The sequence below is a fragment of the Pseudoxanthomonas fibrivorans genome, from assembly GCF_041464125.1.
Classification (GTDB): domain Bacteria; phylum Pseudomonadota; class Gammaproteobacteria; order Xanthomonadales; family Xanthomonadaceae; genus Pseudoxanthomonas.
Map to the genome: position 1 here is coordinate 1,031,572 of NZ_JBGNUG010000001.1, position 25,015 is coordinate 1,056,586.

The window sequence follows — 25,015 nt, forward strand, 5'->3', positions numbered from 1 at the left end:
GATGGCGCCACCGCTGCTGATCGCCCGCGCAGGCCCCGTGCTGCGCCTGCGCCTGAACCGCCCGCAGCTGCACAACGCCTTCGATGCCACGCTGATCGCCGCGCTGACCGCCGCCCTGGACGAGGCCGGCGCCGACCCCGAGGCCAGGGTGGTGGTGCTGGAGGGTGAAGGCGCATCGTTTTCCGCCGGCGCGGACCTGCAGTGGATGCGCGGCATGGCCGCCGCCAGCGAGGAGGTAAACCGCGAGGACGCGCTGGCCCTCGCCCGCCTGATGCGCACGCTGGACGAACTGCCCCGCCCGACCATCGCCCGGGTCCACGGGCCGGCGTTCGGCGGCGGGGTCGGCCTGGTCGCATGCTGCGACATCGCCATCGGCACGCCGCAGGCACGCTTCGGCCTCACCGAAAGCCGGCTCGGCCTGCTGCCGGCGGTCATTTCGCCCTATGTGGTCGCGGCGATCGGTCCGCGCCAGGCACGGCGCTGGTTCGCCACCGCCGAAACCTTCGACGCGGAAGCGGCGCTGCGCCACGGCCTGCTGCACCAGGTGGTCGAAACCCAGGCGCTGGACGCCGCGGTCGCCGCGCAGGTCGCGCTGCTGTGCCGGGCCGCGCCGCTGGCCGCAGGCACCGCCAAGGCGCTGGTCCGGCAGGCCGCTGCCGGGGGCGACCCGGCGGCGCAGGACCGTGCCAACGCCGCGCTCATCGCGCGGCTGAGGGTGTCGGCCGAGGGCCAGGAAGGCATCGGCGCCTTCCTGGAAAAGCGCGCGCCCGCCTGGGCGCCCGGGGAGTGAGCATGCTCGACCATGTCGGCCTGGCGGTATCGGATTTCGCCCGCAGCCGCGCGTTCTACACGCAGGCGCTGGCGCCGCTGGGCATCGCGGTGGTGATGGAGGTGGGGCCGGAATCGACCGGTGGCACCGCGCACGCCGGTTTCGGGCGCGCGGGCAAGCCATTCTTCTGGATCGGCGATGGCGGGCCCGCCCACGGCGGCACCCATGTCGCCATCGTCGCCGACTCGCGCGCGCAGGTGGACGCGTTCCATCATGCCGCGCTGCAGGCCGGCGGCCGCGACAACGGCGCGCCGGGCCTGCGCCCGCATTACCACGAGAACTACTACGGGGCGTTCGTGCTCGATCCGGACGGCCACAACATCGAAGCCGTCTGCCACCGGGCGGACGCCTGAGGACTGCATGTTCACCAAGATCCTGATCGCCAACCGCGGCGAGATCGCCTGCCGCGTGATCCGCACCTGCCGCCGGCTGGGCATCGCCAGCGTGGCGGTGTATTCGGACGCCGACGCCGGCGCGCTGCACGTGCGCCTGGCCGACGAGGCGTGCGGCATCGGTGGCCCGGCCCCGGCCGACAGCTACCTGCGCGGCGCGGCGGTGATCGATGCGGCGCTGCGCAGCGGCGCGCAGGCGATCCATCCCGGCTACGGTTTCCTGTCGGAGAACGCGGAGTTCGCCGAGGCGGTGGCCGCCGCCGGGCTGGTGTTCATCGGCCCGCGCGCGGCCTCGATGCGGCGCATGGGCAGCAAGGCCGGCGCCAAGCAGCTGATGGCCGGAGCCGGCGTGCCGGTGGTGCCCGGCTACAACGGCGAGGACCAGTCGCTGGCCACGCTTTCGCGCGAGGCCGCGCGCACCGGCTTTCCGCTGATGCTCAAGGCCGCCCATGGCGGCGGCGGCAAGGGCATGCGCGTGGTCCACCGGCTGGAGGACTTCGCGCCCGCGCTGGAGAGCTGCCAGCGCGAGGCCCGCAACGCGTTCGGCCGCGACCGGGTGCTGCTGGAGCGCTACGTGGCCTCGCCGCGGCACATCGAGATCCAGGTATTCGGCGATGCGCACGGCAACGTGATCCACCTCAACGAGCGCGAGTGCTCGGCCCAGCGCCGCTACCAGAAGGTGCTGGAGGAATCCCCGTCCCCGTTCCTCACCCCGGCGCTGCGCCAGGCCATGGGCGAGGCGGCCGTGGCCGCGGCCCGCGCCATCGACTACGTCAATGCCGGCACGGTCGAGTTCATCGTCGACCCCGACGGCGGCTTCTATTTCATGGAGATCAACACCCGGCTGCAGGTCGAGCATCCGGTCACGGAGATGGTCAGCGGCCTGGACCTGGTCGAATGGCAGCTGCGCGTGGCCGCCGGCGAACCGCTGCCGCTGGCGCAGGAACAGGTGCCCCGGCACGGCCATGCCATCGAGGTGCGGCTGTACGCGGAGGATCCGGACACCGGCTTCCTGCCCGCCTCCGGCACCCTGCGTGCGCTGGACCTGCCGCCGCCGACGCCGCAGGTCCGCATCGACGCGGGCGTGGAGGCCGGCGACACCGTCACCGTGTTCTACGACCCGATGATCGCCAAGCTGATCGTCCACGACGCCGACCGGCCGCGCGCGCTGGCGCGGCTGCGCACGGCCCTCGCGCAATGCCACGTGGCCGGGCCCAAGACCAACCTCGCCTTCCTCGAGGCACTGGCCCGGCACCCGGCGGTGGTCGAAGGCCGCATCGACACCGGCTACTTGGACCGGCACCTGGACGAATTCGTCGCCGGCCAGGCACCGCCCACCCCGGCCCTGCTGGCCGCCGCCTGCGCGGCCTTCCTGCTGCGGCCGGAGGACGCCGGTCCGGCCGCGCTGCGTTCCGCGACCGACGCGCATTCCCCCTGGAGCCGGGGCGATGGCTGGCGCCTGCATGGGCGCGCCGGCCGCCGCCTGCGCCTGCATGCCGGCGGCCAGGTCCACAACGCCGTGGCCACCGGGCACGGCGGCGACTGGCGCATCGCGCTCGCGGACGCGACCCTGGACGTGTCCGCTGCGCGCCTGGCCGATGGTGTCCTCGACCTGCGTATCGACGGACAGGGACACCGGCTGGTGGCCCGCTTCGACGGGGACACGCTGGAACTGCACGACGGCCATCGCCGCCTGCCGCTGCGGCTGCTGCCTGCCGAGCGCGGCGAGGGCCGCGGCGACGGCGGGGGGGACGGCCGGGTGCTGGCGCCGATGCCGGGCCGCGTCGTGCTGGTCAAGGCCACTGCGGGCCAGGCGGTGGCTGTCGGGACCGAGCTGCTGGTGATGGAGGCGATGAAGATGGAGCTGACCGTGCGGGCCCCTCGCGACGGCGTGCTTTCCGAACTGCGCGTCGGCTCCGGCGATTTCGTCGAAGCCGACGTGCTGCTGGCCGTGGTCGGCGACGCGGGCTACGCCGCCACGGAGCCGGCATGAGCGACTTCGTCCGCATCGTCGAGGTCGCCCCGCGCGACGGGTTGCAGAACGAAGCGGCGATGGTGGCCACCGCCGACAAGATCGCCTTGGTCGACCGCCTCTCGGCCACCGGCCTGCGCAGCATCGAGGCGACCAGCTTCGTCAGCCCGAAGTGGGTCCCGCAACTGGCGGACGCGGCCGAGGTGATGGCCGGCATCCAGCGGCGCCCGGGCGTGTCCTACCCTGTCCTGGTGCCCAACGAGCAGGGCTACGCGCGCGCCCGCGACGCCGGGGCCAGCGAGGTGGCGGTCTTCACCGCCGCGTCGGAGGCGTTCAACCGGCGCAATACCAACGCGTCGATCGACGAGTCGCTGGAGCGCTTCGCACCGGTGCTGGCGCGCGCGCGGCAGGACGGGGTGAAGGTCCGCGGCTACGTCTCCACCGTGCTCGGCTGCCCTTACCAGGGCGAGGTTCCGCTGGCCGACGTGGTCCGCGTCGCCCGCCGCCTGTACGCACTGGGCTGCTACGAGATCTCGCTCGGCGACACGATCGGCGTGGGCACCCCGCACCGGGCGCGGGAGATGCTCCGCGCGGTCGCGGCCGAGGTGCCGATGACCGCGCTGGCGGTGCATTTCCACGACACCTACGGGCAGGCCCTGGCCAACGTGGCGGCCTGCATCGAGGCCGGCGTGCGCGTGGCCGACTCGGCCGTGGCCGGGACCGGCGGCTGTCCGTACGCGCGCGGCGCCAGCGGCAATGTTGCCAGCGAGGACCTGGTGTATATGCTGCGGGGCATGGGCATCGATACGGGCATCGACCTCGACGCGCTGGCCGAGACCGGCCGCTGGCTGGCCTCGCGGCTGGGCCGACAGACCGGCAGCAAGGTCGGACGGGCGCTGGCGGCCGCATGAACGCTGCCGGCCAGGCCGTCTCCGAGTCCGCGCACCTGGCGGAACCGGAGGCGGTTTTGGCCGCACTGGAACAGGCCCTGCGCGACCGCGCGCTGCCCGCCCCCACCCGGCTGCTCCTGGAGCAGGCACGCGACGCGCTGCACCACGCGCTGGCCGAGGGCGAATCGGCGCGCCTGCGCTACCACGCGCTGTTCGACGCGGTGCCCGACCCGGTCAGCGTGCTCAGCGAAACCGGCATCGTCCTGGACCTCAACAAGGCCGGCATCCGCGCCTACCACCGGCGGCGCGAGGACATCGTCGGCCAGCCGATCGAGATGCTCAACCCGGACCTGCCGCCCGACCACCTCAAGCCGGTCTGGGAAACGCTCAACCGCGGCGAGACCTACGTGATCGAGGTCACCAACATGCGCGGCGACGGCAGCCGCTTCCCGGTGGAGGTGCACTCGGCCGGGTTCGAGCACGGCGGGCGACGCTGCATCGTCGCCGTGGCGCGCGACCTCAGCAGCCGCTGGCAGGCCGAATCGCGCTACCGGCTGCTGATGGAGTCGATCGACAAGGGCGTGCTGCTGCTGGACCGCCAGTTCAACCTGCTCAGCGCCAATCCCGCCGCGCACCGCATCCTCGGCCACGGGCTGGAGGCGGACCTCGGCACGCACACGCACGAATGGAACATCCTCGACGAACACGGCCGGGTGCTGCCGGAGGACCAATGGCCCGCGCAGCGATCGCTGCGCAGCGGCCAGATCATCCCCAGCACCACCATCGGCCTGCACCATCGCACCAGCGACCGCATGGTGTGGATCTCGGCGACGACGGTGCCGGTGTTCTCCTCCGGCCGCGCCGAGGCCGACCACGTGTTCGTGCTGTTCAGCGACATCACCGACCTCAAGCGCGACAGCGCCCTGTTCGACCGCGCGCAGTCGCTGGCCCACATCGGCGGCTGGGAATGGGACCGCGGCCGGCAACGCCTGTACCTGACCGGCGAGGCGCTGCGCATCATCGACCTGCAGGCCGACGCGCACGGCATGGAGGACCTGCTCGCGCACCTGCGCCCGGGCGATCGCGCGCGCCTGGAAGGCGCTCTCGAGCGTGCGTTCGGCCAGCGCGCGGGCTTCGACCTGGAACTGCAGGGCCAGCGTGGCGACGGCCACGCCTTCTGGATCCGCATGATCGGCGAGGTCGAACCCGGCAACCATGCCTCGCCTCGGGTCGCGGGCACGCTGCAGGACATCACCGAGCGCAAGCAGGCCGAAGAGACGCTGCGCATCCAGGCCCGCACCGATCCGCTCACCGGCATCCTCAACCGCGACGCGATCCTCGGCGAGCTCGACGAGCGCCTGGCCGAGCCGGCGCATGCGTCGGTCGCCGTGCTCTACATCGACCTGGACCGCTTCAAGACGGTCAACGACGTGCTGGGGCACGCCGCCGGCGACGACCTGCTGGTCCGCACCGGGCAGCGCATCGCCCGCGCGATCGGCACCGAAGGCCTGCTCGCGCGCTTCGGCGGCGACGAGTTCCTGGTGCTGTGCGACGGTGCCGACCCGGCGCAGGCCCCGCAGCTGGCCGACGCGATCCTGCGCGCGCTGACGCGGCCGTTCATGTTCGGCGAGGACGAATTCTCGATCAGCGCCAGCATCGGCATCGCCTACGCGCCCGCCGACGGCACGCGGCCGCAGCAGCTGATCCAGAGCGCCGACATCGCCATGTACGACTGCAAGCGCCGCAGCCGCAACGGCTGGCAGGTGTTCACCCCGGACCTGGCGCAGAAGCAGCAGGACCGGCTGCAGATCGAGACCCAGCTGCGCCGCGCGCTGGACAACGCCGAGTTCCGCCTGGTGTTCCAGCCCCAGGTGGACCTGCGCCACGGCCACATCGTCGCCGCCGAGGCGCTGATCCGCTGGCAGAGCCACCAGCTGGGCGAGCTGCGCCCGGACCTGTTCATCAGCCACGCCGAGACCACCGGCGACATCGTCCGGATCGGCGACTGGGTGCTGCGGGAAGCGTGCCGCCAGGTGCGCGAATGGCACGAGCAGGGGCTGGGCATCGTCCGGGTGGCGATCAACGTCTCCTACCGCCAGTTCGTCGCCGAGGACCTGGCAGTCAAGGTCGCCGAGACCCTGCGCGAGTTCTCGCTGCCCGGTTCGGCGCTGGAACTGGAGTTCACCGAGCGCGTGCTGATCGAAGACGCCCCGGCCACGTTGCGGACCTTCGCTGAACTGCGGCGCATGGGCGTGGTGCTGACGATCGACGACTTCGGCGAGGGCTACAGCGCGCTCAACTACCTGCGGCGACTGCCGATCCACGGGCTCAAGCTGAGCCAGCTGTTCGTCGAAGGCGTGCCCGGCAACCGCTCGGACGTGGCGGTGTGCGAGGCGGTCAGCGCCATCGCCCGCAGCCTGGGCCTGGGCCTGGTCGCCGAGGGCGTGGAACAGGAATCGCAGCGGCGCTACCTGCTGGAGCTGGGCGTGCCGGTCGGACAGGGGTTCCTGTTCGCCCCCGGGCTGCCGCCCGACGAACTGGCGCGCCGCCTGGCCGCCGCCGGCAACCGCTGACCACGCACGCCGGCCGTGGTTTGGCCTGCCGGCCCACCTTCGCATCGGCGCACGGCTTGGAGTGGGAACGGCGAGCCGCCCCGGTGCGGCGGGCGGCGTGCGTCCGCGCGCGCCCTCAGCCGGAGGGGCCACCGAGCCGGGAATCCCAGCTCTCGGTCGCGCCCTGCTCCAGGCGGCGCTCCAGCAGCTTCCGCCACGAAGGCACCAGTGGCAGGGCCAGCGCGCTCCGCAGCTCGTCGCGGTCCAGCGTGCGCCGGTAGAGCAGCTCGGCCAGCCGCGGCAGCGGCCAGTCCGCGTGGGGCCGATCCAGCAGCACCACGCTGTCGCCGGCCTGCACGACGCCCTCCTCGAGCACCCGGTAGTACCAGCCGCTGCGGCCGCTGTCCTGCACGCGCCGCGCCATGTCGGGCACGCCGAAGCGGTCCGACAGCTTCCAGCACGGCTGCCGCGCCTGCGACACCTCCACCAGCGCGCTGCCCAGGCGCAGGCGATCACCGAGGCACACGTCGGCTTCGGTGATGCCGGTGGTGCTGATGTTCTCGCCGAAGGCGCCGGGTACCTGCAGCAGCGGGTGCGGGCCGACCTCTTCCCGCCAGCGCGCGTAATGGTCCCGCGGGTAGTGGTGGATCGCCTTGTCGGGCCCGCCGTGCACCCGGCGGTCGCCCTGCTCGTCGCCGGCAAGGCCCTCGGTCCCGACCCGCAGCGCACCGTCGACCGGTCGCTTGGCGATCGCACTGCGGCTGCCGGGCCGCGTGTACTCCACGGCCCGGCCGGTCAGCACCGAGTCGACGATGGCCGCCGGGCGCGTGCTCACCGCCGGGGCCCGCGTGGCGGCTGCCCGCTCAGGCCGCCGCCGGCAGCGCGGCGATCTCGGCCTTGAGCAGCTCGCCGAGGATCTTCACGCCCGCGTCGATCTTCTCGCCCGGCACCGTCACGAACGACAGGCGCAAGGTGTTCTTCTTCGGCTCGACCGCATAGAACGGCGCGCCCGGCACGAAGGCCACGTTGCGCTCGATCGCCTTGGCCAGCAACGCGCCGCTGTCGATCCCTTCGGGCAGGTCGACCCAGATGAACATGCCTCCCTCGGGGCGGTTCCAGGTGACCTGGGCCGGGAACTCGCGCTCCAGCGCGGCCAGCATGCGCTCGCACTGGTGCCCGTAGAGCGTGCGGATCGACGGGATGTGGGCATCGAGGAACCCGTCCTGCACGGACTCGTACACCACCCGCTGCGAGAACGACGGGGTGTGCAGGTCGGCGGCCTGCTTGGCCTGGACCATCTTGCCGAACACCGGTTCCGGGGCGACCACATAGCCCAGGCGCAGCCCGGGGGCCAGCACCTTGGAGAACGAGCCCATGTAGATCACGCCGTCCGGATTCATCGACAGCAGGCTGGGCAAGGCTTCGCCGCCGTAGGACAGCTCGCCGTAGGGGTCGTCCTCGACCAGCGGCACCCCGGCCGCGGCCGCCAGCGCGACCAGCGCCTGGCGCCGCTCCAGCGGCATGCGCCGGCCGGTCGGGTTCTGGAAGTTGGGCAGGCAGTACAGGAAGCGCGCGCCGGCCAGCTGCTCGACGGTCAGGCCGTCGGTGACGATGCCCTGCTCGTCGCTCGGCAGCGAGGCGAACTGCGGCGCGAACAGCGAGAACGCCTGCAGCGCGCCCAGGTAGCTCGGGGTCTCGACCAGGACCTTGCTGCCCTCGTCGATCAGCACTTTGCCCAGCAGGTCCAGGCCCTGCTGCGAGCCGGTGGTGATCAGCACGCGCGAGGCCGGGACCACCGCGCCGCCATGGCTCAGGCGCGCGGCAATCCACTCGCGCAGCGGGGTGAAGCCCTCGGTCGGCCCGTACTGCAGTGCAGCCTGCGGCGCCTCGCGCAGGACCTTTTCGGTCGCCTCGCGCATGCGTTCGACCGGGAAGGTGGCCGGGGACGGCAGCCCGCCGGCGAAGGAAATGACTTCGGGACGCTCGGTGACCTTGAGGATCTCGCGGATCGCCGAACTGGTAAGCGCCTGGGCGCGGCGCGACAGGGTATAGGTGGTCGTCATCCCGGCATTGTAGCGGCTCGGGCCGGACCCCTGCCGGGTCGCCGGCATACGGGGTGTTCACGCGCCGGCCACGGCGGATTAAGGCGGCGGCGCAATAATCCGGCTGTCCACGGTGCACACGCGCACCCTTTCGAGGAGGCCCCCATGTCCTTCCGCCAGTTCCCCGCCACCGGCAGCGACGGCAACGCCTACATCATCCTCGAGTTCAGCGACGGCCAGCCGGGTCCCGACGGCACGCCCTCGCTGCGCTACGAGCTCGCCGACGGCCAGCGCCTGCAGCGGCGGGACGACCGCTTCGCCAACGACGACCGCACGCTGGTACTGACCGCCGACTAGGCGATCAGGGCCGTTCCAGGACGCGGCCGAGCCCGCTGCGGTCGATCTCGGCGGCCGCGCCGCGCAGTGCATCGACATCGGTTCCCGGGTCGAAGCCGATCCGGAAATGCACTTCGCCGGCCGGGGTCCGCGAGGAATGGATCGACGACAGGCTGATCCCCTGTCGCTCGAACACGTTCAGCAGCGCGCGCAGGGATCCGGGACGGTCCTGCGGCAGGTGTACGCTCAGGCGTCGCGTCTCGGTCAGGTCCGCGAGCAGGTAGCCGACGCGCTCGAAGGTGTAGCTGCCGTCCGCGACCGCCTCGTCCCCCCATGCCTGGCGGTTCTGTTCGAGGAAGCGGCAGCGGAATTCGTGCCGCGCCGCGTCGTCGCCCCGCCCGACCAGCGCGCGCAGCCGGGCGATCTCGCCCGCCAGCCGCTCGAGCACCTCGCCGGTATGGGGGTTGCCGAACTGGATGTCCTCGTAGATCTCCGGGTTGAGGGCAAGGATCCTCGCCGTCACCGCCGCGTCCATCTCGAAGCCGATCGAGCGGTACGGCATCAGCGCCGCCGGGTCGCCCAGGTCTTCGGCGAAGCTGCGCAGCACTCCCGCCTGGCCCAGGTGGGCGGCATGCACCATCGCCTGCACCAGTGCCATCACCCGGTCGTGGTGGTCGGGGCTGCTGCGCACGTACTCGCCCTGCAACGCGTCGAGCAGTTGCTGCAGCCAGGGACGCCACGCGTCCAGCCGCGCCTCGCAGACCACCACCACCCTTCCCTTGAGGGTGGGCGTCTTCAGGGGCGCGGTCATCGGATGCAGGCCGACCACTTCGGCCTGGGACGCGAGCATCGCCGCCACCGGCGCCTGCTTGAGCGAGGTGATGTCCAGCCACAGGCGGCCACGCTCGCGGCCGGCCGACGCCGCCACGTACTGCGCGATCAGCGCCGGCGTCTGGCGGATGGGGGTCGCGAACACCAACACGTCCGCGGCGGAGAGCAGGCGTTCCGGGGCGTCGCTGGCCGGATCGGCCGGATCGTGCCCGAGCACCGCGAGGCCCATCCGCTGTTCGAAGAAGCGGCGCAGCCAGAGGCCGTAGGCGCCGGCGCTCCCGACCAGGCCGACCACCGGCGCCATCGTCGGCCGGGCTGCCGTGTTCAAAGGGCGACCGCCGCGAACCGCGCCGGACCGGGGGCGAGCGCCGCGGCCGGCGCAGCCTGCACGTCCAGTTCCTCCCAGTCGTGGGCCAGGGTCGATTCCAGCGCCGCGTGCACGCCGGCCAGGGCGCGCTCGACGGCCCGTTCCGGCGCCTCGCCGCGCAGCAGGAAGGCGGCTAGCAGCGCCACGAGGACGTCCCCGGTGCCGGCCACGTCCACGTCCAGCCGCGGCGACTGCAGGCGCCAGGCGGCATCGCGGCCCACCAGCAGCGTCACCAGCGCTCCGTCGGCGCCGACGACGCTGTGGGCCAGCACCCACTCGGGCCCGCGCAGGAGCAACGCGCGCGCCGCGGCGAGCGCATCGGCTTCCTGCAAGGCCGGACGCCCGGCCAGCCTGGCCAGCTCGAACGCATTGGGGGTGACCATCCACGCCCGTGGCAGCAGCCGCCGGGCGAAGACCTCCTCCAGGCCCGGCTCAACGTAGGCGCCGGTGTGGGTGTCGCCGATCACCGGGTCGAGCACGTAGCGCGGCGCGCTCGCGCCATGCCGCTCCAGCCAGTCGGCGAACGCCTCGCCGTTGGCGACGCTACCGAAATATCCGGAGGCAAGCAGCCGCGCGCGCGAGGTGACCCCGCGCTCGTCCAGCCCGCGCAGCAGGTCGGCCAGCCAGTCGGCCGGCAGCACGCGGCCGCGCAGGGTGGCGTAGAAGGGCGTGTTGCTGAGCAGCGTGGTCGGCACTTCGGCCACCCGCACGCCGAGCATGCGCAGCACCGGCACCGCGGCGCTGTTGCCGGCGTAGCCGTAGGCCAGTTGCGACTGCACCGAAACCAGGTCCACCGGCGAAGGCCCCTGCGGGCGGTTTCCGCGTTCGTGGACCAGGTGGCTTTCCAGCGCGTCGCTCATTCGGGGTGGCCGTGTTCCGGGCCACGCATGCTAGCGCTTCGAATCGCAGGCGGCGCGCTGCGTTTCAGCTGCAACGGAAATAGGCTGATTCCGTCGGGTTGTTTGCGTGGCGCGGCAGAAACGGCTTCGCCCGGCCGCGCGGCGCAAGGCGCCGCCGCGCATGGCGGCGCGACGCCGCGCTCAGGGCGAGGTGATGCGCCCGAAGAACGACTTGACCCCGTCGAGGAAGGTGGCCGAGCGCGGCGAGTGGCGGCGCCCCTCGTCGCCGGTGAACGTCGCCTCGAACTTCTCCAGCAGCTCGCGCTGCTCGGCGGTGAGGTTGATCGGCGTCTCGACGACGACGCGGCAGTACAGGTCGCCGGGGTTGCGGCTGCGCACCGACTTGACGCCCTTGCCGCGCAGGCGGAACACCTTGCCGGCCTGGGTTTCGGCCGGGATGCGGATCTCCGCCTCGCCGTCCAGCGTGGGCACGTTGACCACGTCGCCGAGCGCGGCCTGGGAAATGCGGATCGGCACTTCGCAGTGCAGGTCGTCGCCGTCGCGGCGGAAGATCTCGTGCTCGCGCACGCGCACTTCCACGTACAGGTCGCCCGGCGGCGTGCCCGGCGGTCCGGCCTCGCCCTCGCCGGTCAGGCGGATGCGGTCGCCGCTGTCCACGCCGGCCGGGATCTTCACCGACAGGACCTTTTCGTCCTCGATCCGGCCCGCACCATGGCATTCCTTGCACGGGTTGCGCACCACCTGGCCGCGGCCGCCGCACTCGGGGCAGGCCTGCTGCATGGTGAAGATGCCGCGCTGGAACCTGACCTGCCCGCGCCCGTGGCAGGTGTTGCAGGTCTCGACCTTGCCGTCCTCCGAGCCGCTGCCCTTGCACAGCCCGCATTCGGACAGGGTCGGGATCTCGATGCGCTTCTCGATGCCGGCGACCGCTTCCTCCAGGTCCAGCTCCATCACGTAACCGATGTCGGCACCCCGTCGCGCCGCGCGCGCGCCACCGCCGGCGCCGCCGAAGATCGTGCCGAAGATGTCGCCGAAGATGTCGCCCATGTCCGGGCCCTGGCCACCGCCGCCGCCCATGCCGTGCTCGAACGCGGCGTGGCCGTGGGCGTCGTACGCGCGGCGCTTGGCCCCGTCGGACAGGACTTCGTAGGCCTCCTTGCACTCCTTGAACGCGGCTTCGGCGGCGGCGTCGCCGGGATTGCGGTCCGGATGGTGCTTCATCGCGCAGCGGCGATAGGCCTTCTTCAGCTCCTCGTCGCTGGCGTTGCGGGCCACGCCCAGCACTTCGTAGTAGTCGCGCTTGCTCATCTCGGATCGCAGTCCATCATCGGCTCACCCTCATGGAACAGCCCGCGCCGTCGTCGACGGCGCGGGCTGCGTTGCCGCCGGCGCAGGGCGCCCGGCGCGGCTTACTTCTTGTCGTCGTCCTTGACCTCGGTGAACTCGGCGTCGACCACGTCGTCCTGGGCGCCGCCGGGGGCGCCACCGGCCGCGCCGGCATCGCCACCCTGCTGCTGGGCCGCGGCCGCCGCGTACAGCGACTGCCCGGCCTCCTCAAGCGCCTTGCTCTTGGCGTCGATCTGCGCCTTGTCGTCGTTCTTCATCGCCGTTTCCAGCTCGGCGATGGCGCCCTCCACGCGGCCGATGACGTCGCCCGGCACCTTGTCGCCGTGCTCGGTGATCGCGCTGCGGGTGGCGTGGATCAGGCCGTCGGCCTGGTTGCGCGCCTGCACCAGCTCGTGGAACTTCTTGTCCTCCTCGCGGTGCGCCTCGGCGTCGGCGACCATCCGCTGGATCTCCTCGTCCGACAGGCCCGAACCGGCCTTGATCTCGACCTTCTGTTCCTTGCCGGTCTTCTTGTCCTTGGCGGTGACGTGGACGATGCCGTTGGCGTCGATGTCGAACGACACCTCGACCTGCGGCATGCCGCGCGGGGCCGCGTCGATCCCGGTCAGGTCGAACTTGGCCAGCGACTTGTTGAAGCGGGCCTGTTCGCGCTCGCCCTGCAGCACGTGCACGGTCACGGCCGACTGGTTGTCCTCGGCGGTGGAGAAAACCTGCGAGGCCTTGGTCGGGATCGTGGTGTTCTTCTCGATGATCTTGGTGAACACCCCGCCCAGGGTCTCGATGCCCAGCGACAGCGGGGTCACGTCCAGCAGCAGCACGTCCTTGACGTCGCCGGCCAGCACGCCGCCCTGCACCGCAGCGCCCAGGGCCACGGCCTCGTCCGGGTTGACGTCCTTGCGCGGCTCCTTGCCGAAGAACTCGGCCACCGCCGCCTGCACCTTGGGCATGCGGGTCTGGCCGCCGACCAGGATCACCTCGCCGATGTCGCTGGCGCGCAGGCCAGCGTCCTTCAGCGCGGTGCGGCACGGCTCGATCGTCTTCTTGACCAGGTCGTCGACCAGCGCCTCGAGCTTGGCCCGGGTCAGCTTGATGGTCAGGTGCTTGGGGCCCGACGCGTCGGCGGTGATGTACGGCAGGTTGACCTCGGTCTGCTGCGCGCTGGACAGCTCGATCTTGGCGCGCTCGGCCGCGTCCTTCAGGCGCTGCAGCGCCAGCGGGTCCTTGCGCAGGTCGATGCCCTGGTCCTTCTGGAACTCCTCGACCAGGTAGTCGATGACGCGCGCGTCGAAGTCCTCGCCGCCGAGGAAGGTGTCGCCGTTGGTGGCCAGCACCTCGAACTGCTTCTCGCCGTCGACCTCGGCGATTTCGATGATCGACACGTCGAAGGTGCCGCCGCCCAGGTCGTACACGACGATCTTGCGGTCGCCGCCGGCCTTGTCCAGGCCATAGGCCAGCGCCGCGGCGGTCGGCTCGTTGATGATGCGCTTGACGTCCAGGCCGGCGATGCGGCCAGCGTCCTTGGTCGCCTGGCGCTGGCTGTCGTTGAAGTACGCCGGCACGGTGATCACCGCGGCGCTGACCGTCTCGCCGAGGAAGGCCTCGGCGGTCTTCTTCATCTTCTCGAGGACCTTGGCCGAGATTTCCTGCGGGGCCATCTTGCGGCCGTCGCTGGTCTGCACCCAGGCGTCGCCGTTGTCGTGGGCGAGGATGCCGTACGGCACCAGGTCCAGGTCCTTCTTGACCTCCGCGTCGGTGAACTTGCGGCCGATCAGCCGCTTCACCGCATAGAAGGTGTTCTTGGGATTGGTGACCGCCTGGCGCTTGGCCGGCGCGCCGACCAGCACCTCGCCGTCCTTGGTGTAGGCCACGATCGACGGCGTGGTGCGATCGCCCTCCGCGTTCTCGATCACGCGGGCCTTGCCGCCCTCCATGATCGCCACGCAGGAATTGGTGGTGCCCAGGTCGATGCCGATGATCTTGCTCATTGTGTAGGTGCTCCCTCGGGAATGGTGCGGCCCCGTGCCACCGGGCCTTGATCGCTAGATAGGGCCGCGCGGACGCGCTTCAAGTAGGCGTCGCAGCGGCGATGGGACGGATTCAGTCGTGGCGCGCCACCACGACCAGCGCCGGACGCAGCAGGCGGTCGTTGAGCACGTAGCCCTTCTGGAACACCTGCAGCACGCTGCCCGGCGCGGCATCGCCCGGGTCGGCCTGGCTGATGGCCTGGTGGTGGTCCGGATTGAACGGCTGCCCCGCGGGGTCGACCACCACCAGCCCGTTGTCGCCGGCGACCTTGAGCAGCTGGCGGTAGGTCAGTTCCATGCCGTCCTTGAGCGGGCCGGTCTGGTCGCCCGCCGCGGCCAGGCCGGCATCGAGGCTGTCGAACACCGGCAGCAGCTCGCCCAGCAGGCGCTCGTTGGCGAAGCGGCGAGCCTGTTCGACGTCCCGGGCCACGCGCTTGCGCTGGTTCTCCAGGTCGGCGCGCTCGCGCAGCGAATCGGCGCGCAGCTGCTCGATCTCGCCGCGCAGGGCCTCGATCTCGTCGCGCAGCTGCGATTCGAGGGGGGCGTCGTTCTGGTCGCCGGGGGTCGGGTTGGGGTGTTCGGTCATGCAAAGGCTCCCTGGCGGCGCTCCTGGCCGCCCTACCCGGCCCCAATGGGGACTGGACCGGGCCGATTCAAGTCACCGGCCCGCCGCTCAGGGCGACGGACGCTCCCCGGGACCCTGCAGCGCCGTCCCCAGCACGTCGGCGGCGGCCTGGACCACCGGGATCACCCGGTCGTAGGCCATCCGGGTCGGACCGATCACCCCCAGGACGCCCAGCACCTGCCCGCCGGCGCCGTAGGGGGCGGTCACCAGCGACATGCCCTCCAGCGGCGCCAGGCCGGTTTCCTCGCCGATGAAGATCCGCACCCCGGGCGCGCGCTGGGTCCGCTCCAGCAGCTGCAGGATCTCGCGCTTGCGGGCGAAGGCCTCGAACAGCTCGCGCAGCCGCTCCACGTCCGACAGGTCCTGCAGGCCCATCAGCCGGGTCTGCCCGGCCAGCACCATGTCGTCGCCCGGCGGCTCCAGCGCCTGCTCGGCCAGTTCGACCGACTGGGCCAGCAGCAGCTCCATCTCGTCGCGGGCCTGGCGCAGCTCGTGCAGCAGGGTCGCCCGGATCTGCGCCAGCGGACGGCCGGCACAGTGGGCATTGAGGTAGTTGGCGACTTTCTCCAGCTCCGCCGGCTGGAACGCGCGCTGCGGCTCGACCACCCGGTTCTGCACCTCGCCGTCGGCGAACACGACGATCGCCAGCACCCGCCGCCCGCCCAGCGGAACGAAGTCGATCTGGCGGAAGGCGAACTGTTCGCGCCTGGGGGCGCCGACCACGCCGACGAAGTGGGTCATCGCCGACAGCAGCTCCGAGGCGTTCCCGAGCAGGGCCTGGGTGCCGGCACCGGCGGTCATCTCCGCGCGCAGCCGCGCCACCTCGCGCTCGCCCAGCGACTTGACCTGCAGCAGGCTGTCGACGAACACCCGGTAGCCCTGCACCGTCGGCACGCGCCCGGCGGACGTGTGCGGCGAGCTGAGCAGGCCGCTGTCCTCCAGGTCGGCCAGGATGTTGCGGATCGTGGCCGGGCTGACGTCCAGCCCGGCATGGCGGGCCAGGGTCTGCGAGCCCACCGGCTCGCCGTCGCGGATGTAGCGCCCGATCAGGGTGCGCAGCAACTGGCGCGCGCGCGGGTGGAGCGGGGCAGCCGGGGGGGGCGTGGCATTCATGGGCGATAGATAGCGCCAGCGGCGGGGCGGCCGCAAGCACCCGTGCCGCCCTCCGTCTCAGCCGGTGCGATGCGGCCACGACACGCTTCGACCGTCCGTGGTCCGCCCCTGCCCGCCCCTACAATACGGCCATGCTCAGCCACCTCGCCCTCAAGGATTTCGCCGTCGTCCGCGCCACGGAGCTGGAGTTCGGCCCGGGCATGACCGTCATCTCGGGCGAGACCGGGGCCGGCAAGTCGCTGCTGGTGGATGCGCTCGGCTTCCTGTCGGGCCTGCGTGCCGACAGCGGCGTGGTCCGCCACGGCAGCGAGCGTGCCGAGCTTTCGGCCGACTTCGACCTGGCGGGCAGTCCGGCCGCCCGCGAGTGGCTGCTGGAGCACGAGCTGGACGAGGACGGCCAGTGCCAGCTGCGACGGGTGATCCGCGCCGACGGTGGCTCGCGCGCCTGGGTCAATGGCCGTCCGGTGACGCTGGCCCAGCTGGCCGATCTCGCCGGCCTGCTGGTCGAGATCCATGGCCAGCACGAGCACCAGTCCCTGCTGGCGCGCGCCAGCCAGCTGGCGCTGCTCGACGGCCATGCGCGCAACGAATCCGAACGCGCCGCGGTGCGCGCCGCCGCCGCGGCGTGGCAGGCGCTGCTGGCCGAACGCGAGCACCTGCAGGCCCAGGGCGACGTGTCCGACCGCATCGGCTGGCTCGAACACCAGCTGGGCGAGCTGGAACGCGAAGACCTCGACCCGGCCGCGCTGGAAGCGCTCGACCTTGCCCATCGCCGCCAGGCCAACGCGACCGGGCTGATCGCGGCCTGCGACGACGCGCTGGCCCGCCTCGGCGGCGAGGAGTCGCCTTCGCTTGCGCGCCAGCTGCAGCAGACCCGCAGCGCGCTGGCCCGCGCCGCCGAGCACGAGCCGCGCCTGGCCGAGGTCGACGGCATGCTTGAGGGCGCCAGCGTGCAGGTCGAGGAAGCGCTGGCCCTGGTCGGCCGCATCCGCGACGACCTGGAGGTGGATCCGGCCCGGTTCGACCAGCTCGAACGCCGCCTGGGCCGCATCCATGACCTGGCCCGCAAGCACCGCCTGGCCCCGGCCGAACTGGCGGCGCACCGCGACCGGATCGCCGCCGAACTGGCCACCCTGCGCGGCGCGGGCGAACGCCTCCAGCGTCTAGACGGCGAAATCGCCGCGGCCACGCAGGCGTGGCGCGATGCCGCCGCGGCGCTTACCGCGACCCGGCGCAGCACCGCCGAGTCCTTGGCGACCGCGACCAGCGACCTGATCGCCGAGCTGGGCATGGGTGGCGGACGCTTCCTGGTCGAGCTGGTCGAACCGGAAGGCGGTGCCGGCCACCGCCCCGACCCCAACGGCGCCGAACGCGTGGAGTTCATGGTCGCCGCCAATGCCGGCCAGCCGCCGCGGCCGCTCCGCAAGGTCGCCTCCGGCGGCGAGCTGTCGCGGATCTCGCTGGCCATCGAGGTCGCCGCGCTCGGCTCGGACGCGGTGCCGACGATGGTCTTCGACGAGGTCGATTCGGGCATCGGCGGCGCGGTAGCCGAGATCGTCGGCCGCAAGTTGCGCGCCCTGGGCCGCGCACGCCAGGTGCTGTGCGTGACCCACCTGCCGCAGGTGGCCGCGCAGGGCCATGCGCATTACCGGGTCAGCAAGGCGCCGGTCGAAGGCATCACCCGGAGCGCGGTCGAGCTGCTCGACGACGGCGGGCGCGAACACGAACTGGCGCGGATGCTGGGCGGCGTCGAGATCGGCCCGGAGGCCCATGCCGCCGCGAGGCGGCTGCTCGACGAGGCGGTCGCCGCCGATGCACCGGAAGACACGGCGGACGTACCGGTCCGCGCCCGGCGGGCGGCGTCGCGGGGACGCTGAGGCCCGCTGGCCGACCGCCGCCGGTCAGCGACGCTTCTTGCGGACGTACAGCACCAGCGAGTGCTCCTCCAGCTCGTAGCCGTGCTTGGCCGCGATCTCGCGCTGGAGTTTCTCGATTTCCGGGCTTTCGAACTCGATGATCTTGCCGGTGTCCACGTCGACCATGTGGTCGTGGTGGCCGCCGCGGTCCAGTTCGTAGATCGCCTGGCCGCCCTCGAAGTTGTGCTTGATGACCAGGCCGGCCGCCTCGAACTGGGTCAGCACCCGGTACACGGTCGCCAGGCCGATCTCGTCGCCGTGTTCGAGCAGGCGGCGGTAGATGTCCTCGGCGGTGAGGTGGTGCTGGGGCTGCTTCTCCTCCAGCAGTTCGAGGATGCGCATGCGCGGATGGGTCACCTTCAGCCCGACGCGGCGCAGGTCGTTCGATTCCATGGCCTCACTCCGTTGTTCCGGTCCGTTCACTGCCTGTTTACCGCCGGACTTGGCACGGCGGCCCGCGGGCGCGCCGGGAGTGTATCATCGGCCCATCTCCGCCCCGCGTGCCCGCAATGCCCAGCTTCCGTCGCCTGCTGCTGATCGCTCCCCTCTCGCTTGCCGTCGCCGGCTGTGGCGCGCTCTACAAGCAGCCGATCTACCAGGGCAACCTGATGGAGAAGGAGTCGGTCGACCAGCTCAAGCCGGGGTTGAGCAAGCAGCAGGTCGCCGGTTTGCTGGGCACGCCCTCGGTCCAGGACCCGTTCCACGCCCAGCGCTGGGACTACATCGCCACCGAGCGCACCAACCGCCGCGGCACGGTCGAATCCAAGACGCTGACCCTGTACTTCGAGAACGACAGCCTCGTGCGCTGGGACGGCGACTACTTCCCCGAGCAGGACCTGGAGCTGTCCCGGAACGCCTATCGGCAGTTCGGACCCAACCTGGCGAAGGACAAGGGCAAGAAGGGCCGGCGCTGATCAGCCGCCGCGCTGGCGACGGGCGCGCTGGCGCCTGGCCTCCTTCGGATCGGCCTGCAGGGGCCTGAGCACTTCCACGCGGTCGCCGTCGCGGAGCACGGTCGAAGGCTCGACGCGCAGCCCGAATACGGCGTAGCCGGCCACCTCTCCGGCATCGAGTGCCGCCAGCCGTGCCGCGTCAGCCACGGTGGCGCCCTCCTCCAGCTGCAGCTCGCGCGCCAGGCAGACATGGGGTCGCGCGGCGATGACCTGCACGCGCAGCATCGTCATTCCCCGCGATCGGCGACGCGCACGAAATCGTCGACCATGCGGTCGGCGAGCGCCTGGAAGCCGAGGGTGAACACCGGTCCCAGCAGCCTGGAATGCGGTTCGAAATCCAGGGCCAGCGACACCTTGCACGACGATTCGTCCAGCACGTGGAACGTCCATACCCCGTGCAAGCTGCGGAACGGGCCATCACGCAGCTGCATGTCGATCCGGTGCGGCCGCTCGAGCCGGTTCTCGGTCGTGAACCAGGTCCGCAGCGATCCCAGCCCCAGGTCCAGCCGGGCCAGCATCCGCCCCTCGTCCTGCTCCAGCACCTGCGCCTGCTCGCACCAAGCGAACCGTCGCGGATAGGCGGCCACGTCGTTGACCAGGTCGAACATGCGGGCGGCCGAGTGTTCGACCAGGGCGCTGCGTTGGATGCTCGGCATGCGGCGGGGCGTCTGCGGCCACCCGATTTGGGCGACAATGGCGGGATGAGCAAGAATCCGGCCAATGATAAGGCAAAGGCCAAGGCGAAGGCCGAGCCGGCCAACCGCACCATCGCCCTGAACAAGCGGGCGCGCCACGAGTACCACCTGGTCGACCGGGTCGAGGCCGGGCTGGCGCTGCAGGGCTGGGAGGTCAAGGCGATCCGCGCCGGCCGGGCGAACCTGACCGACGGCTACGCCTACATCCAGGATGGCGAGATCTACCTGATCGGGGCCCAGATCACGCCGCTGATCCAGGCCTCCACGCACGTGGTCGCCAACGACCGGCGCACGCGCAAGCTCCTGCTGCACCGGCACGAGATCGACAAGCTCGTCGGCCGCGTCCAGCGCGACGGCTACACCCTGGTGCCCACCGCGATGTACTGGAGCCGGAACAAGGTCAAGCTCGAGATCGCGCTGGCCAAGGGCAAGCAGGAGCACGACAAACGCGACACCGCCAAGGAGCGGGACTGGCAGCGCGAGAAGCAGCGCGCCATGCGCCGCCACAACAAGGACGCCTGACCCGGCTTCGCGGCCCCGCCCAGCGCGGGTAGGAAAATTCCTACACCACGTCGGGGTTCAGTCTGACTGCGTGATACCGCCTTCACCGGGCAATCTGTGACCGCCCCGGCAGAACGGCTTGCACCGCCAGCAACGGAACCGCTCTGCAATGGACAAGGTCGCCGGCAGGATGCCGGGCCGGGGACCCTTCTCGCGAAAGGCCTTCCGATGGACGCCAGCACCCTGCAACTGGTCGGATCCCATGGTGGTTGGCGGTTGATCGACAACGGCACGCCCTCGTTCTGGTTCCTCGAACGCGAGCAGGCCATGCAGATCGCCCGGGTCATCGCCGATTCCCGCGCCGGGCTCCGCTTCATCCCCACCCGGATCGAGGCGGAGAACGACGACGGCGAGCTGGAGCTGGTCGCCTCCTTCCCCTGATCGACCGCATCGCGGAACGCAAAAGGCCGGGAGCGATCCCGGCCTTCTGCGTTCCTGCCGCCAGCGGCGGCGCATTGGTGGAGGTGGGCGGAGTTGAACCGCCGTCCGAAGGCACTCCATCTCCGGCACTACATGCTTAGCTCACCGTTGGTTCTCGTCCCGTGGCAGCACGGCGTGCTAAGCGCACCCTAGGACAAGCCTGCTTTGTTTTGGACGGAGGCTGACAGGCAACCACCCCCGGCGATCCCGTGATAATGACCCTACATCCACGAGCACAGGCACAAGTGGGTTCGGGGCTACGCCTTAAGCGGCGAGAGCGTAGTTGTCGTCGTTGGCAACTATGAGTTTTGCCGCTGGATTAACGAGGAAAGCTGCCCCCTCGGCATGCGCCAGTCGATTTCGCAACCCCCGTCGAAACCAGGACACCCCCGGAAACTTCGGGCGAAGACATCGCCAGACGCAGCCAGTGTAGGGATGGCTCCCGGCCGCTTCAAGCGGCCTGCCCGCGCGCGGGATGCCACCATTCAGGCCGGCATGCGGTTCACCGCGAACCGACGGCAGGCGGTGCACGCTCGGTCCATGAGCGCCCGCAACGGCCATGAGGACCCGCCGCGACTGGCCAAGCCCGTCGCGGAAATACCCGCCGGTTCGCTCGGCCGCCTGCGGCGCAAGGCCGCCGGGTGCCGCCGATGCCCGCTCTGGCGCCCGGCGACGCAGACGGTCTTCGGGTACGGACCGGCGCGGGCGCGGCTCATGCTCGTCGGCGAGCAGCCGGGGTCGGAGGAAGACCTCGGTGGCCGGCCTTTCGTCGGCCCGGCCGGGCGCCTGCTGCGTGGGTTGCTGGAGGAAGCCGGCCTGGATCCACGCACGCTCTATCTCACCAACACGGTCAAGCACTTCAAGTTCGTGCCGCGCGGCAAGCGACGCGTGCACAGCCGCGCGTCGGCGTCCGAACAGGCGGCATGCCGCCCCTGGCTCGCCGCCGAACTGGACCGCCTGCGTCCCGGGGTCGTCGTGGCGCTCGGCGCGATGGCGGCGCAGACCCTGTTCGGCAACGGCTTCAGCGTCACCCGCGACCGCGGCCTATGGCAGGCCCTGGGACCGCAGACCCGCGCGCTGGCGACATGGCATCCGTCGGCGATCCTGCGGATGCGGGCGCCGCAGCGCGCGCAGGCACGCGCCCAGCTGCTGGCGGACCTCACCAGCGCAGCGGATGCCGCACGGTGATGCGCCACCGGTGAAAGCGTGCACGCCGTGCAAGGGATGATCGCCCGCCTTTCACATGGGTCGCGGTCGAATGCGGACTCTCCGTGCGAGGACATGCCCATGGCACGCTGCGACGTCTGCGGGAACGACTACGACAAGGCTTTCCAGCTGGTGCAGGCCGACGGCACCCGCGGTACCTACGATTCGTTCGAATGCGCCATCCACGCGGTGGCCCCGACCTGCGAGCATTGTGGCTGCAGGATCGTCGGCCATGGCGCCGAGCACGACGGACGGTTCTTCTGCTGCGCCCACTGCGCCGGACACGCCGGCGTGCGCGGCATCGAGGACCGGGTCTGAGCCCGGCTCAGCCGCCCCGACCCTGGTCGCCTTCGATCGACCGCACCGCACGGCGTTCGAGCGCGCGCAGGACGGTCAGCACCGCCAGGGTCAACGCGGTGATCGCCAGGGCCAGCACGTAGTAGCGGAAGCCGACGGTGATCCCGATCGCGGCGACCGCCAGTAGCGAGGCTGCGGTGGTGATGCCCTGCACGCTTTCGCCGCTGCGGCTGGCGAAGATCGTGCCCGCGCCGATGAAGGACACGCCCGCGATCACCGCCTCCACCAGGCGCAGGGGATCGATCTGCAGGCCCTTGCCGCCGTACTGGCCGTCCTCGAGCACCATCCGGCTCAGGCCGAGCAGCAGGGCCGCGGTGCCGGCCACCAGCATGTGCGTGCGGAAGCCGGCCGGGCGATCCTTCAACTCGCGCTCGAAGCCGATCGCGCCGCCGAGCGCCATCGCATAGAGCACGCCGGGCAGTACCCGCAGTTCCTCGATCCAGTCCATGGCGCGCACGATGGCCAAGGCGCCGCGGAGGCGCCGTGAAGGCGCCCCGGCGACCCGCTCAGCGTCCTGGCGCGCGCAGTTCGACCGCGGCCAGGCCGTCGCCTTCCCGCTCCGGCGCCCGCCCTGCCCCGCCCAGCGCCTTGTAGACCGCCACGGCGGCGATGTTCACCGCCGCCTCGGCATCGGCCAGCGCGTCGTCGGCCGCCAGCTGGGTGCGCTGGGCATCGAGCAGGGCCAGGAAGTCCGCCGCGCCCTCGCGGTACCCGGCCCGCGCCAGCTGCTCGGCGCGGTGCGCGGCCGCGGCCTGCTCGACGACGATGCGCAACCGTTCCTGGCGGCGGGTGTAGTCCAGCAGCGAGTTCTCGGCATCCTCCAGCGCGGCCAGCACCGCTTTCTCGTACTCGACGGCCACGCCGTCGGCGCCGGCCTCGGCCGCCCGCAGACGGGCGCGCACGCTGCCCATGTCGAACGCGGCCCAGCTGATCGCGGGGTTCACCGACCATGCCTTGTTGCTCCCGGAAACCAGCCCGCCCAGGTCACCGGATATGAAGCCGGCGAACCCGGTGATGCTGATCCGCGGGAACAGGTCGGCGGTGGCCACGCCCACGCGCGCCGTCGCCGCGGCCAGCCGCCGCTCGGCCGAGCGCACGTCGGCCCGCTGGCGCAGCAGCTCGCGCGTGTCGCCCAGCGGCAATGCCCTGGCGTAGGCCGGCGTCTGGCGCGGGACGAGCATGGCGTCCAGCGAGCCGGGGGCCAGTCCGAGCAGCACCGCGAGCCGGTGCCGGGCGCGGGCCGCGGCGGTTTCCAGCAGCGGGATGTCGGCCTCGATCGCCTTGATCCGGGTCCGGCTGCTCTGCACGTCCAGTTCGCTGCCCGCGCCCAGTTCCTGCCGCACTTCGGTCAGGTGCTGGGTCTCGCGCAGGTTGTCCAGGGTGCGGGCCGCGACCTCGAGGCGCTTCTGCACGCCACGGAGGAGGAAGTAGTTGCGCGCCACCTCGGCCGCGACGCTGACCTGCACGTCCTCCAGCCCCGCCTGTTCGGCCTCGAGGTCGGCGCGGGCCGCCTCGGCCCCGCGGCGCAGGCGGCCGAACAGGTCCAGCTCCCAGGCCGCATCGAAGCCCAGGCTGTAGCTCTCGCTGGTGGTGCGCGCGTCCACGACCGGGTCCGCCTGGCCGGTCCGCAGCTGGCCGGCGCTGGCGCCGACGTGCGGCCAGGGATCGAGGCGACGCTCGACGAACACCGCGCGTGCCGCGCGCACGCGCGTCACCGCGATGCGTAGGTCGGGATTGGCCGCGAGCGCGTCGCCGACCAGCCGGTCCAGCACCGGGTCCTCGAACTGCCGCCACCAGTCGGCGACCGGCGAGTCGCCCACGTAGGTGCCGGGTGCCCGGGCATGGTGGAGGTGCACCGGCTGCGGCGCCGCCGCGCGGTAGTCGGGGCCGACCGCGCAGCCGGCAAGCAGCGCGGTGGCCATGGCGATCAGCAGCGGACGGGTCACCATGGCAGTTCGTCGTCCATGTAGAAGAAGCCGCCGTTGGGGCCGTCATCGCCGACCAGCGCCAGGCGCACGCTGGTCCGCGCGCCGTCTGCGACCTCGAGCTCGCCGTTCTGCTGGTCGCCGCTGCGGTTCATGTCGGTCCGCACGTAGCCGGGATGGATGGTGTTGACCTTGATCCGCGAGCCCTTCAGCTCGTGGGCCAGCTGCACCGTCCAGGCATTCACCGCGGTCTTGGACACGTTGTAGGCCGGGATCTTGAAGTCGTAGATGAAGGATTTCGGGTTGAGGTGCTCGGAGATGGAGCCCAGTACGCTGGACACGTTGACGATGCGCGCCGAATCCGATGCGTGCAGCAGCGGCAGGAAGGCGTTGGTCACCGCGACCAGTCCGAACAGGTTGGTGTCGAAGGTGGTGCGCCAGGCCTGCAGCGTCTGCTGCGACGGCTTCAGCGCCGGATCGTCGGCGAGGATGCCGGCGTTGTTGACCAGGATGTCGAGGCGGCCGTGGCGCGACTGCACCGTGCGCACGGCTTCGGCGATGCTGGCTTCGTCGGTGACGTCCAGGGCGATGGCTTCGACCGGCAGGCCTTCGGCTTCGAGCGCGGAGGCCGCGGCCGAGGCGCGGCCGAGGTCGCGACCGGCCAGCAACGTGCGCACGCCGCTGGCCGCCAGCTGGCGGACGGTTTCGAGGCCGATGCCGCGGGTGGCGCCGGTGACCAGGGCGATTCGGATTGGGGTGGTCATGACTGGGTTTCCTCGGGGGTGGTGTTCCCGGCGCACGG

The 25,015-nt window shown here is 71.6% G+C and carries 26 protein-coding genes and 1 other RNA gene; 12 read left to right on the plus strand and 15 right to left on the minus strand.

Annotated elements, in window-relative coordinates; all coding sequences use genetic code 11:
- Position 1 precedes the first annotated feature (1 nt).
- Genes ACA089_RS04905 through ACA089_RS04925 form a run of 5 tightly spaced genes read left to right on the plus strand, consistent with a single transcriptional unit; the run spans position 2 to position 6,656 of the window.
- The gene (locus ACA089_RS04905) at positions 2-790 is read left to right on the plus strand and encodes an enoyl-CoA hydratase-related protein (protein WP_372013952.1); all 789 of its coding nucleotides are present in this window, start codon (positions 2-4) and stop codon (positions 788-790) included.
- A 2-nt stretch (positions 791-792) separates the two neighbouring features.
- Positions 793-1,182, plus strand: coding sequence for a VOC family protein (locus ACA089_RS04910; RefSeq protein WP_372013955.1), 390 nt, complete (start codon positions 793-795; stop codon positions 1,180-1,182).
- Between the two features lie 7 nt (positions 1,183-1,189).
- Positions 1,190-3,214, plus strand: a complete 2,025-nt coding sequence (locus ACA089_RS04915) for an acetyl/propionyl/methylcrotonyl-CoA carboxylase subunit alpha (protein WP_372013958.1) — start codon at positions 1,190-1,192, stop codon at positions 3,212-3,214.
- Entirely contained in the window at positions 3,211-4,104 is an 894-nt protein-coding gene (locus ACA089_RS04920) for a hydroxymethylglutaryl-CoA lyase (protein ID WP_372013961.1), read from the plus strand. The genes ACA089_RS04915 and ACA089_RS04920 overlap by 4 nt, the downstream gene beginning before the upstream one ends.
- Positions 4,101-6,656: a sensor domain-containing protein gene (locus ACA089_RS04925; RefSeq protein ID WP_372013964.1), complete on the plus strand. Its 2,556-nt coding sequence runs from the start codon at positions 4,101-4,103 to the stop codon at positions 6,654-6,656. Before ACA089_RS04920 ends, ACA089_RS04925 begins: the two co-directional genes overlap by 4 nt.
- Before the next feature lie 115 nt (positions 6,657-6,771).
- Here ACA089_RS04925 and ACA089_RS04930 read toward each other — a convergent pair whose 3' ends face one another.
- Both ACA089_RS04930 and ACA089_RS04935 read right to left on the minus strand, forming a co-directional pair.
- A complete protein-coding gene (locus ACA089_RS04930; protein WP_372013966.1) occupies positions 6,772-7,470 on the minus strand; it encodes an MOSC domain-containing protein in 699 nt (232 codons plus the stop codon).
- Between the two features lie 28 nt (positions 7,471-7,498).
- Positions 7,499-8,698, minus strand: coding sequence for an aminotransferase-like domain-containing protein (locus tag ACA089_RS04935; protein ID WP_372013969.1), 1,200 nt, complete (start codon positions 8,696-8,698; stop codon positions 7,499-7,501).
- Positions 8,699-8,842: 144 nt separating this feature from the next.
- Here ACA089_RS04935 and ACA089_RS04940 point away from each other — a divergent pair, with 144 nt between their 5' ends.
- Entirely contained in the window at positions 8,843-9,034 is a 192-nt protein-coding gene (locus tag ACA089_RS04940) for a hypothetical protein (protein ID WP_372013971.1), read from the plus strand.
- Positions 9,035-9,038: 4 nt separating this feature from the next.
- On the opposite strand, the gene ACA089_RS04945 is transcribed toward ACA089_RS04940, so the two are convergent.
- The 6 genes from ACA089_RS04945 to hrcA all read right to left on the minus strand — a co-directional run bounded on the left by ACA089_RS04945 (position 9,039) and on the right by hrcA (position 16,180).
- On the minus strand, positions 9,039-10,148 hold the full coding sequence (locus ACA089_RS04945; RefSeq protein WP_372017662.1) for a prephenate dehydrogenase: 1,110 nt from the start codon (positions 10,146-10,148) through the stop codon (positions 9,039-9,041).
- A gap of 20 nt (positions 10,149-10,168) precedes the next feature.
- Entirely contained in the window at positions 10,169-11,071 is a 903-nt protein-coding gene (gene pdxY, locus ACA089_RS04950; RefSeq protein ID WP_372013973.1) for a pyridoxal kinase, read from the minus strand.
- A 180-nt stretch (positions 11,072-11,251) separates the two neighbouring features.
- Positions 11,252-12,379, minus strand: a complete 1,128-nt coding sequence (gene dnaJ / locus ACA089_RS04955) for a molecular chaperone DnaJ (RefSeq protein WP_372013976.1) — start codon at positions 12,377-12,379, stop codon at positions 11,252-11,254.
- Positions 12,380-12,480: 101 nt separating this feature from the next.
- On the minus strand, positions 12,481-14,403 hold the full coding sequence (dnaK, locus tag ACA089_RS04960) for a molecular chaperone DnaK (protein ID WP_372013979.1): 1,923 nt from the start codon (positions 14,401-14,403) through the stop codon (positions 12,481-12,483).
- A 112-nt stretch (positions 14,404-14,515) separates the two neighbouring features.
- A complete protein-coding gene (gene grpE / locus ACA089_RS04965) occupies positions 14,516-15,028 on the minus strand; it encodes a nucleotide exchange factor GrpE (RefSeq protein ID WP_372013981.1) in 513 nt (170 codons plus the stop codon).
- Between the two features lie 87 nt (positions 15,029-15,115).
- Positions 15,116-16,180, minus strand: coding sequence for a heat-inducible transcriptional repressor HrcA (hrcA, locus tag ACA089_RS04970; protein WP_372013983.1), 1,065 nt, complete (start codon positions 16,178-16,180; stop codon positions 15,116-15,118).
- Positions 16,181-16,311: 131 nt separating this feature from the next.
- On the opposite strand from hrcA, the gene recN reads away from it, so the two are divergent.
- Entirely contained in the window at positions 16,312-18,057 is a 1,746-nt protein-coding gene (recN, locus tag ACA089_RS04975) for a DNA repair protein RecN (RefSeq protein ID WP_372013986.1), read from the plus strand.
- A 24-nt stretch (positions 18,058-18,081) separates the two neighbouring features.
- Here the strand turns inward: recN and fur are convergent, their stop codons facing one another.
- Positions 18,082-18,489 carry a ferric iron uptake transcriptional regulator gene (gene fur / locus ACA089_RS04980; protein WP_372013989.1) on the minus strand — a complete coding sequence of 136 codons (408 nt, stop codon included), beginning with the start codon at positions 18,487-18,489 and terminating at the stop codon, positions 18,082-18,084.
- A 116-nt stretch (positions 18,490-18,605) separates the two neighbouring features.
- Between fur and ACA089_RS04985 the strand changes: the two genes are divergently transcribed.
- Positions 18,606-19,010, plus strand: a complete 405-nt coding sequence (locus tag ACA089_RS04985) for an outer membrane protein assembly factor BamE (protein ID WP_372013992.1) — start codon at positions 18,606-18,608, stop codon at positions 19,008-19,010.
- Here ACA089_RS04985 and ACA089_RS04990 read toward each other — a convergent pair whose 3' ends face one another.
- Together ACA089_RS04990 and ACA089_RS04995 are read right to left on the minus strand one after the other, a co-directional pair.
- Entirely contained in the window at positions 19,011-19,274 is a 264-nt protein-coding gene (locus tag ACA089_RS04990) for an RnfH family protein (RefSeq protein WP_372017664.1), read from the minus strand. It lies immediately after the preceding gene.
- Between the two features lie 2 nt (positions 19,275-19,276).
- On the minus strand, positions 19,277-19,705 hold the full coding sequence (locus tag ACA089_RS04995) for a type II toxin-antitoxin system RatA family toxin (protein WP_372013995.1): 429 nt from the start codon (positions 19,703-19,705) through the stop codon (positions 19,277-19,279).
- 45 nt (positions 19,706-19,750) lie between these two features.
- Between ACA089_RS04995 and smpB the strand changes: the two genes are divergently transcribed.
- Together smpB and ACA089_RS05005 are read left to right on the plus strand one after the other, a co-directional pair.
- On the plus strand, positions 19,751-20,266 hold the full coding sequence (gene smpB, locus ACA089_RS05000) for an SsrA-binding protein SmpB (protein WP_372013998.1): 516 nt from the start codon (positions 19,751-19,753) through the stop codon (positions 20,264-20,266).
- A gap of 207 nt (positions 20,267-20,473) precedes the next feature.
- Positions 20,474-20,686, plus strand: coding sequence for a hypothetical protein (locus tag ACA089_RS05005; RefSeq protein ID WP_372014001.1), 213 nt, complete (start codon positions 20,474-20,476; stop codon positions 20,684-20,686).
- 75 nt (positions 20,687-20,761) lie between these two features.
- On the opposite strand, the gene ssrA is transcribed toward ACA089_RS05005, so the two are convergent.
- Positions 20,762-21,116, minus strand: a transfer-messenger RNA (tmRNA) gene (ssrA, locus tag ACA089_RS05010).
- Between the two features lie 149 nt (positions 21,117-21,265).
- Between ssrA and ACA089_RS05015 the strand changes: the two genes are divergently transcribed.
- Both ACA089_RS05015 and ACA089_RS05020 read left to right on the plus strand, forming a co-directional pair.
- Positions 21,266-21,913, plus strand: a complete 648-nt coding sequence (locus ACA089_RS05015; protein WP_372017665.1) for a UdgX family uracil-DNA binding protein — start codon at positions 21,266-21,268, stop codon at positions 21,911-21,913.
- Between the two features lie 99 nt (positions 21,914-22,012).
- Entirely contained in the window at positions 22,013-22,249 is a 237-nt protein-coding gene (locus tag ACA089_RS05020) for a hypothetical protein (RefSeq protein WP_372014004.1), read from the plus strand.
- A gap of 7 nt (positions 22,250-22,256) precedes the next feature.
- Here the strand turns inward: ACA089_RS05020 and ACA089_RS05025 are convergent, their stop codons facing one another.
- The 3 genes from ACA089_RS05025 to ACA089_RS05035 are packed head-to-tail and all read right to left on the minus strand — an operon-like array spanning position 22,257 to position 24,977.
- The gene (locus ACA089_RS05025; protein WP_372014007.1) at positions 22,257-22,736 is read right to left on the minus strand and encodes an MgtC/SapB family protein; all 480 of its coding nucleotides are present in this window, start codon (positions 22,734-22,736) and stop codon (positions 22,257-22,259) included.
- Positions 22,737-22,794: 58 nt separating this feature from the next.
- Entirely contained in the window at positions 22,795-24,237 is a 1,443-nt protein-coding gene (locus ACA089_RS05030; protein ID WP_372014009.1) for an efflux transporter outer membrane subunit, read from the minus strand.
- Positions 24,231-24,977 carry an SDR family oxidoreductase gene (locus ACA089_RS05035; RefSeq protein ID WP_372014012.1) on the minus strand — a complete coding sequence of 249 codons (747 nt, stop codon included), beginning with the start codon at positions 24,975-24,977 and terminating at the stop codon, positions 24,231-24,233. Before ACA089_RS05035 ends, ACA089_RS05030 begins: the two co-directional genes overlap by 7 nt.
- Positions 24,978-25,015 lie beyond the last annotated feature (38 nt).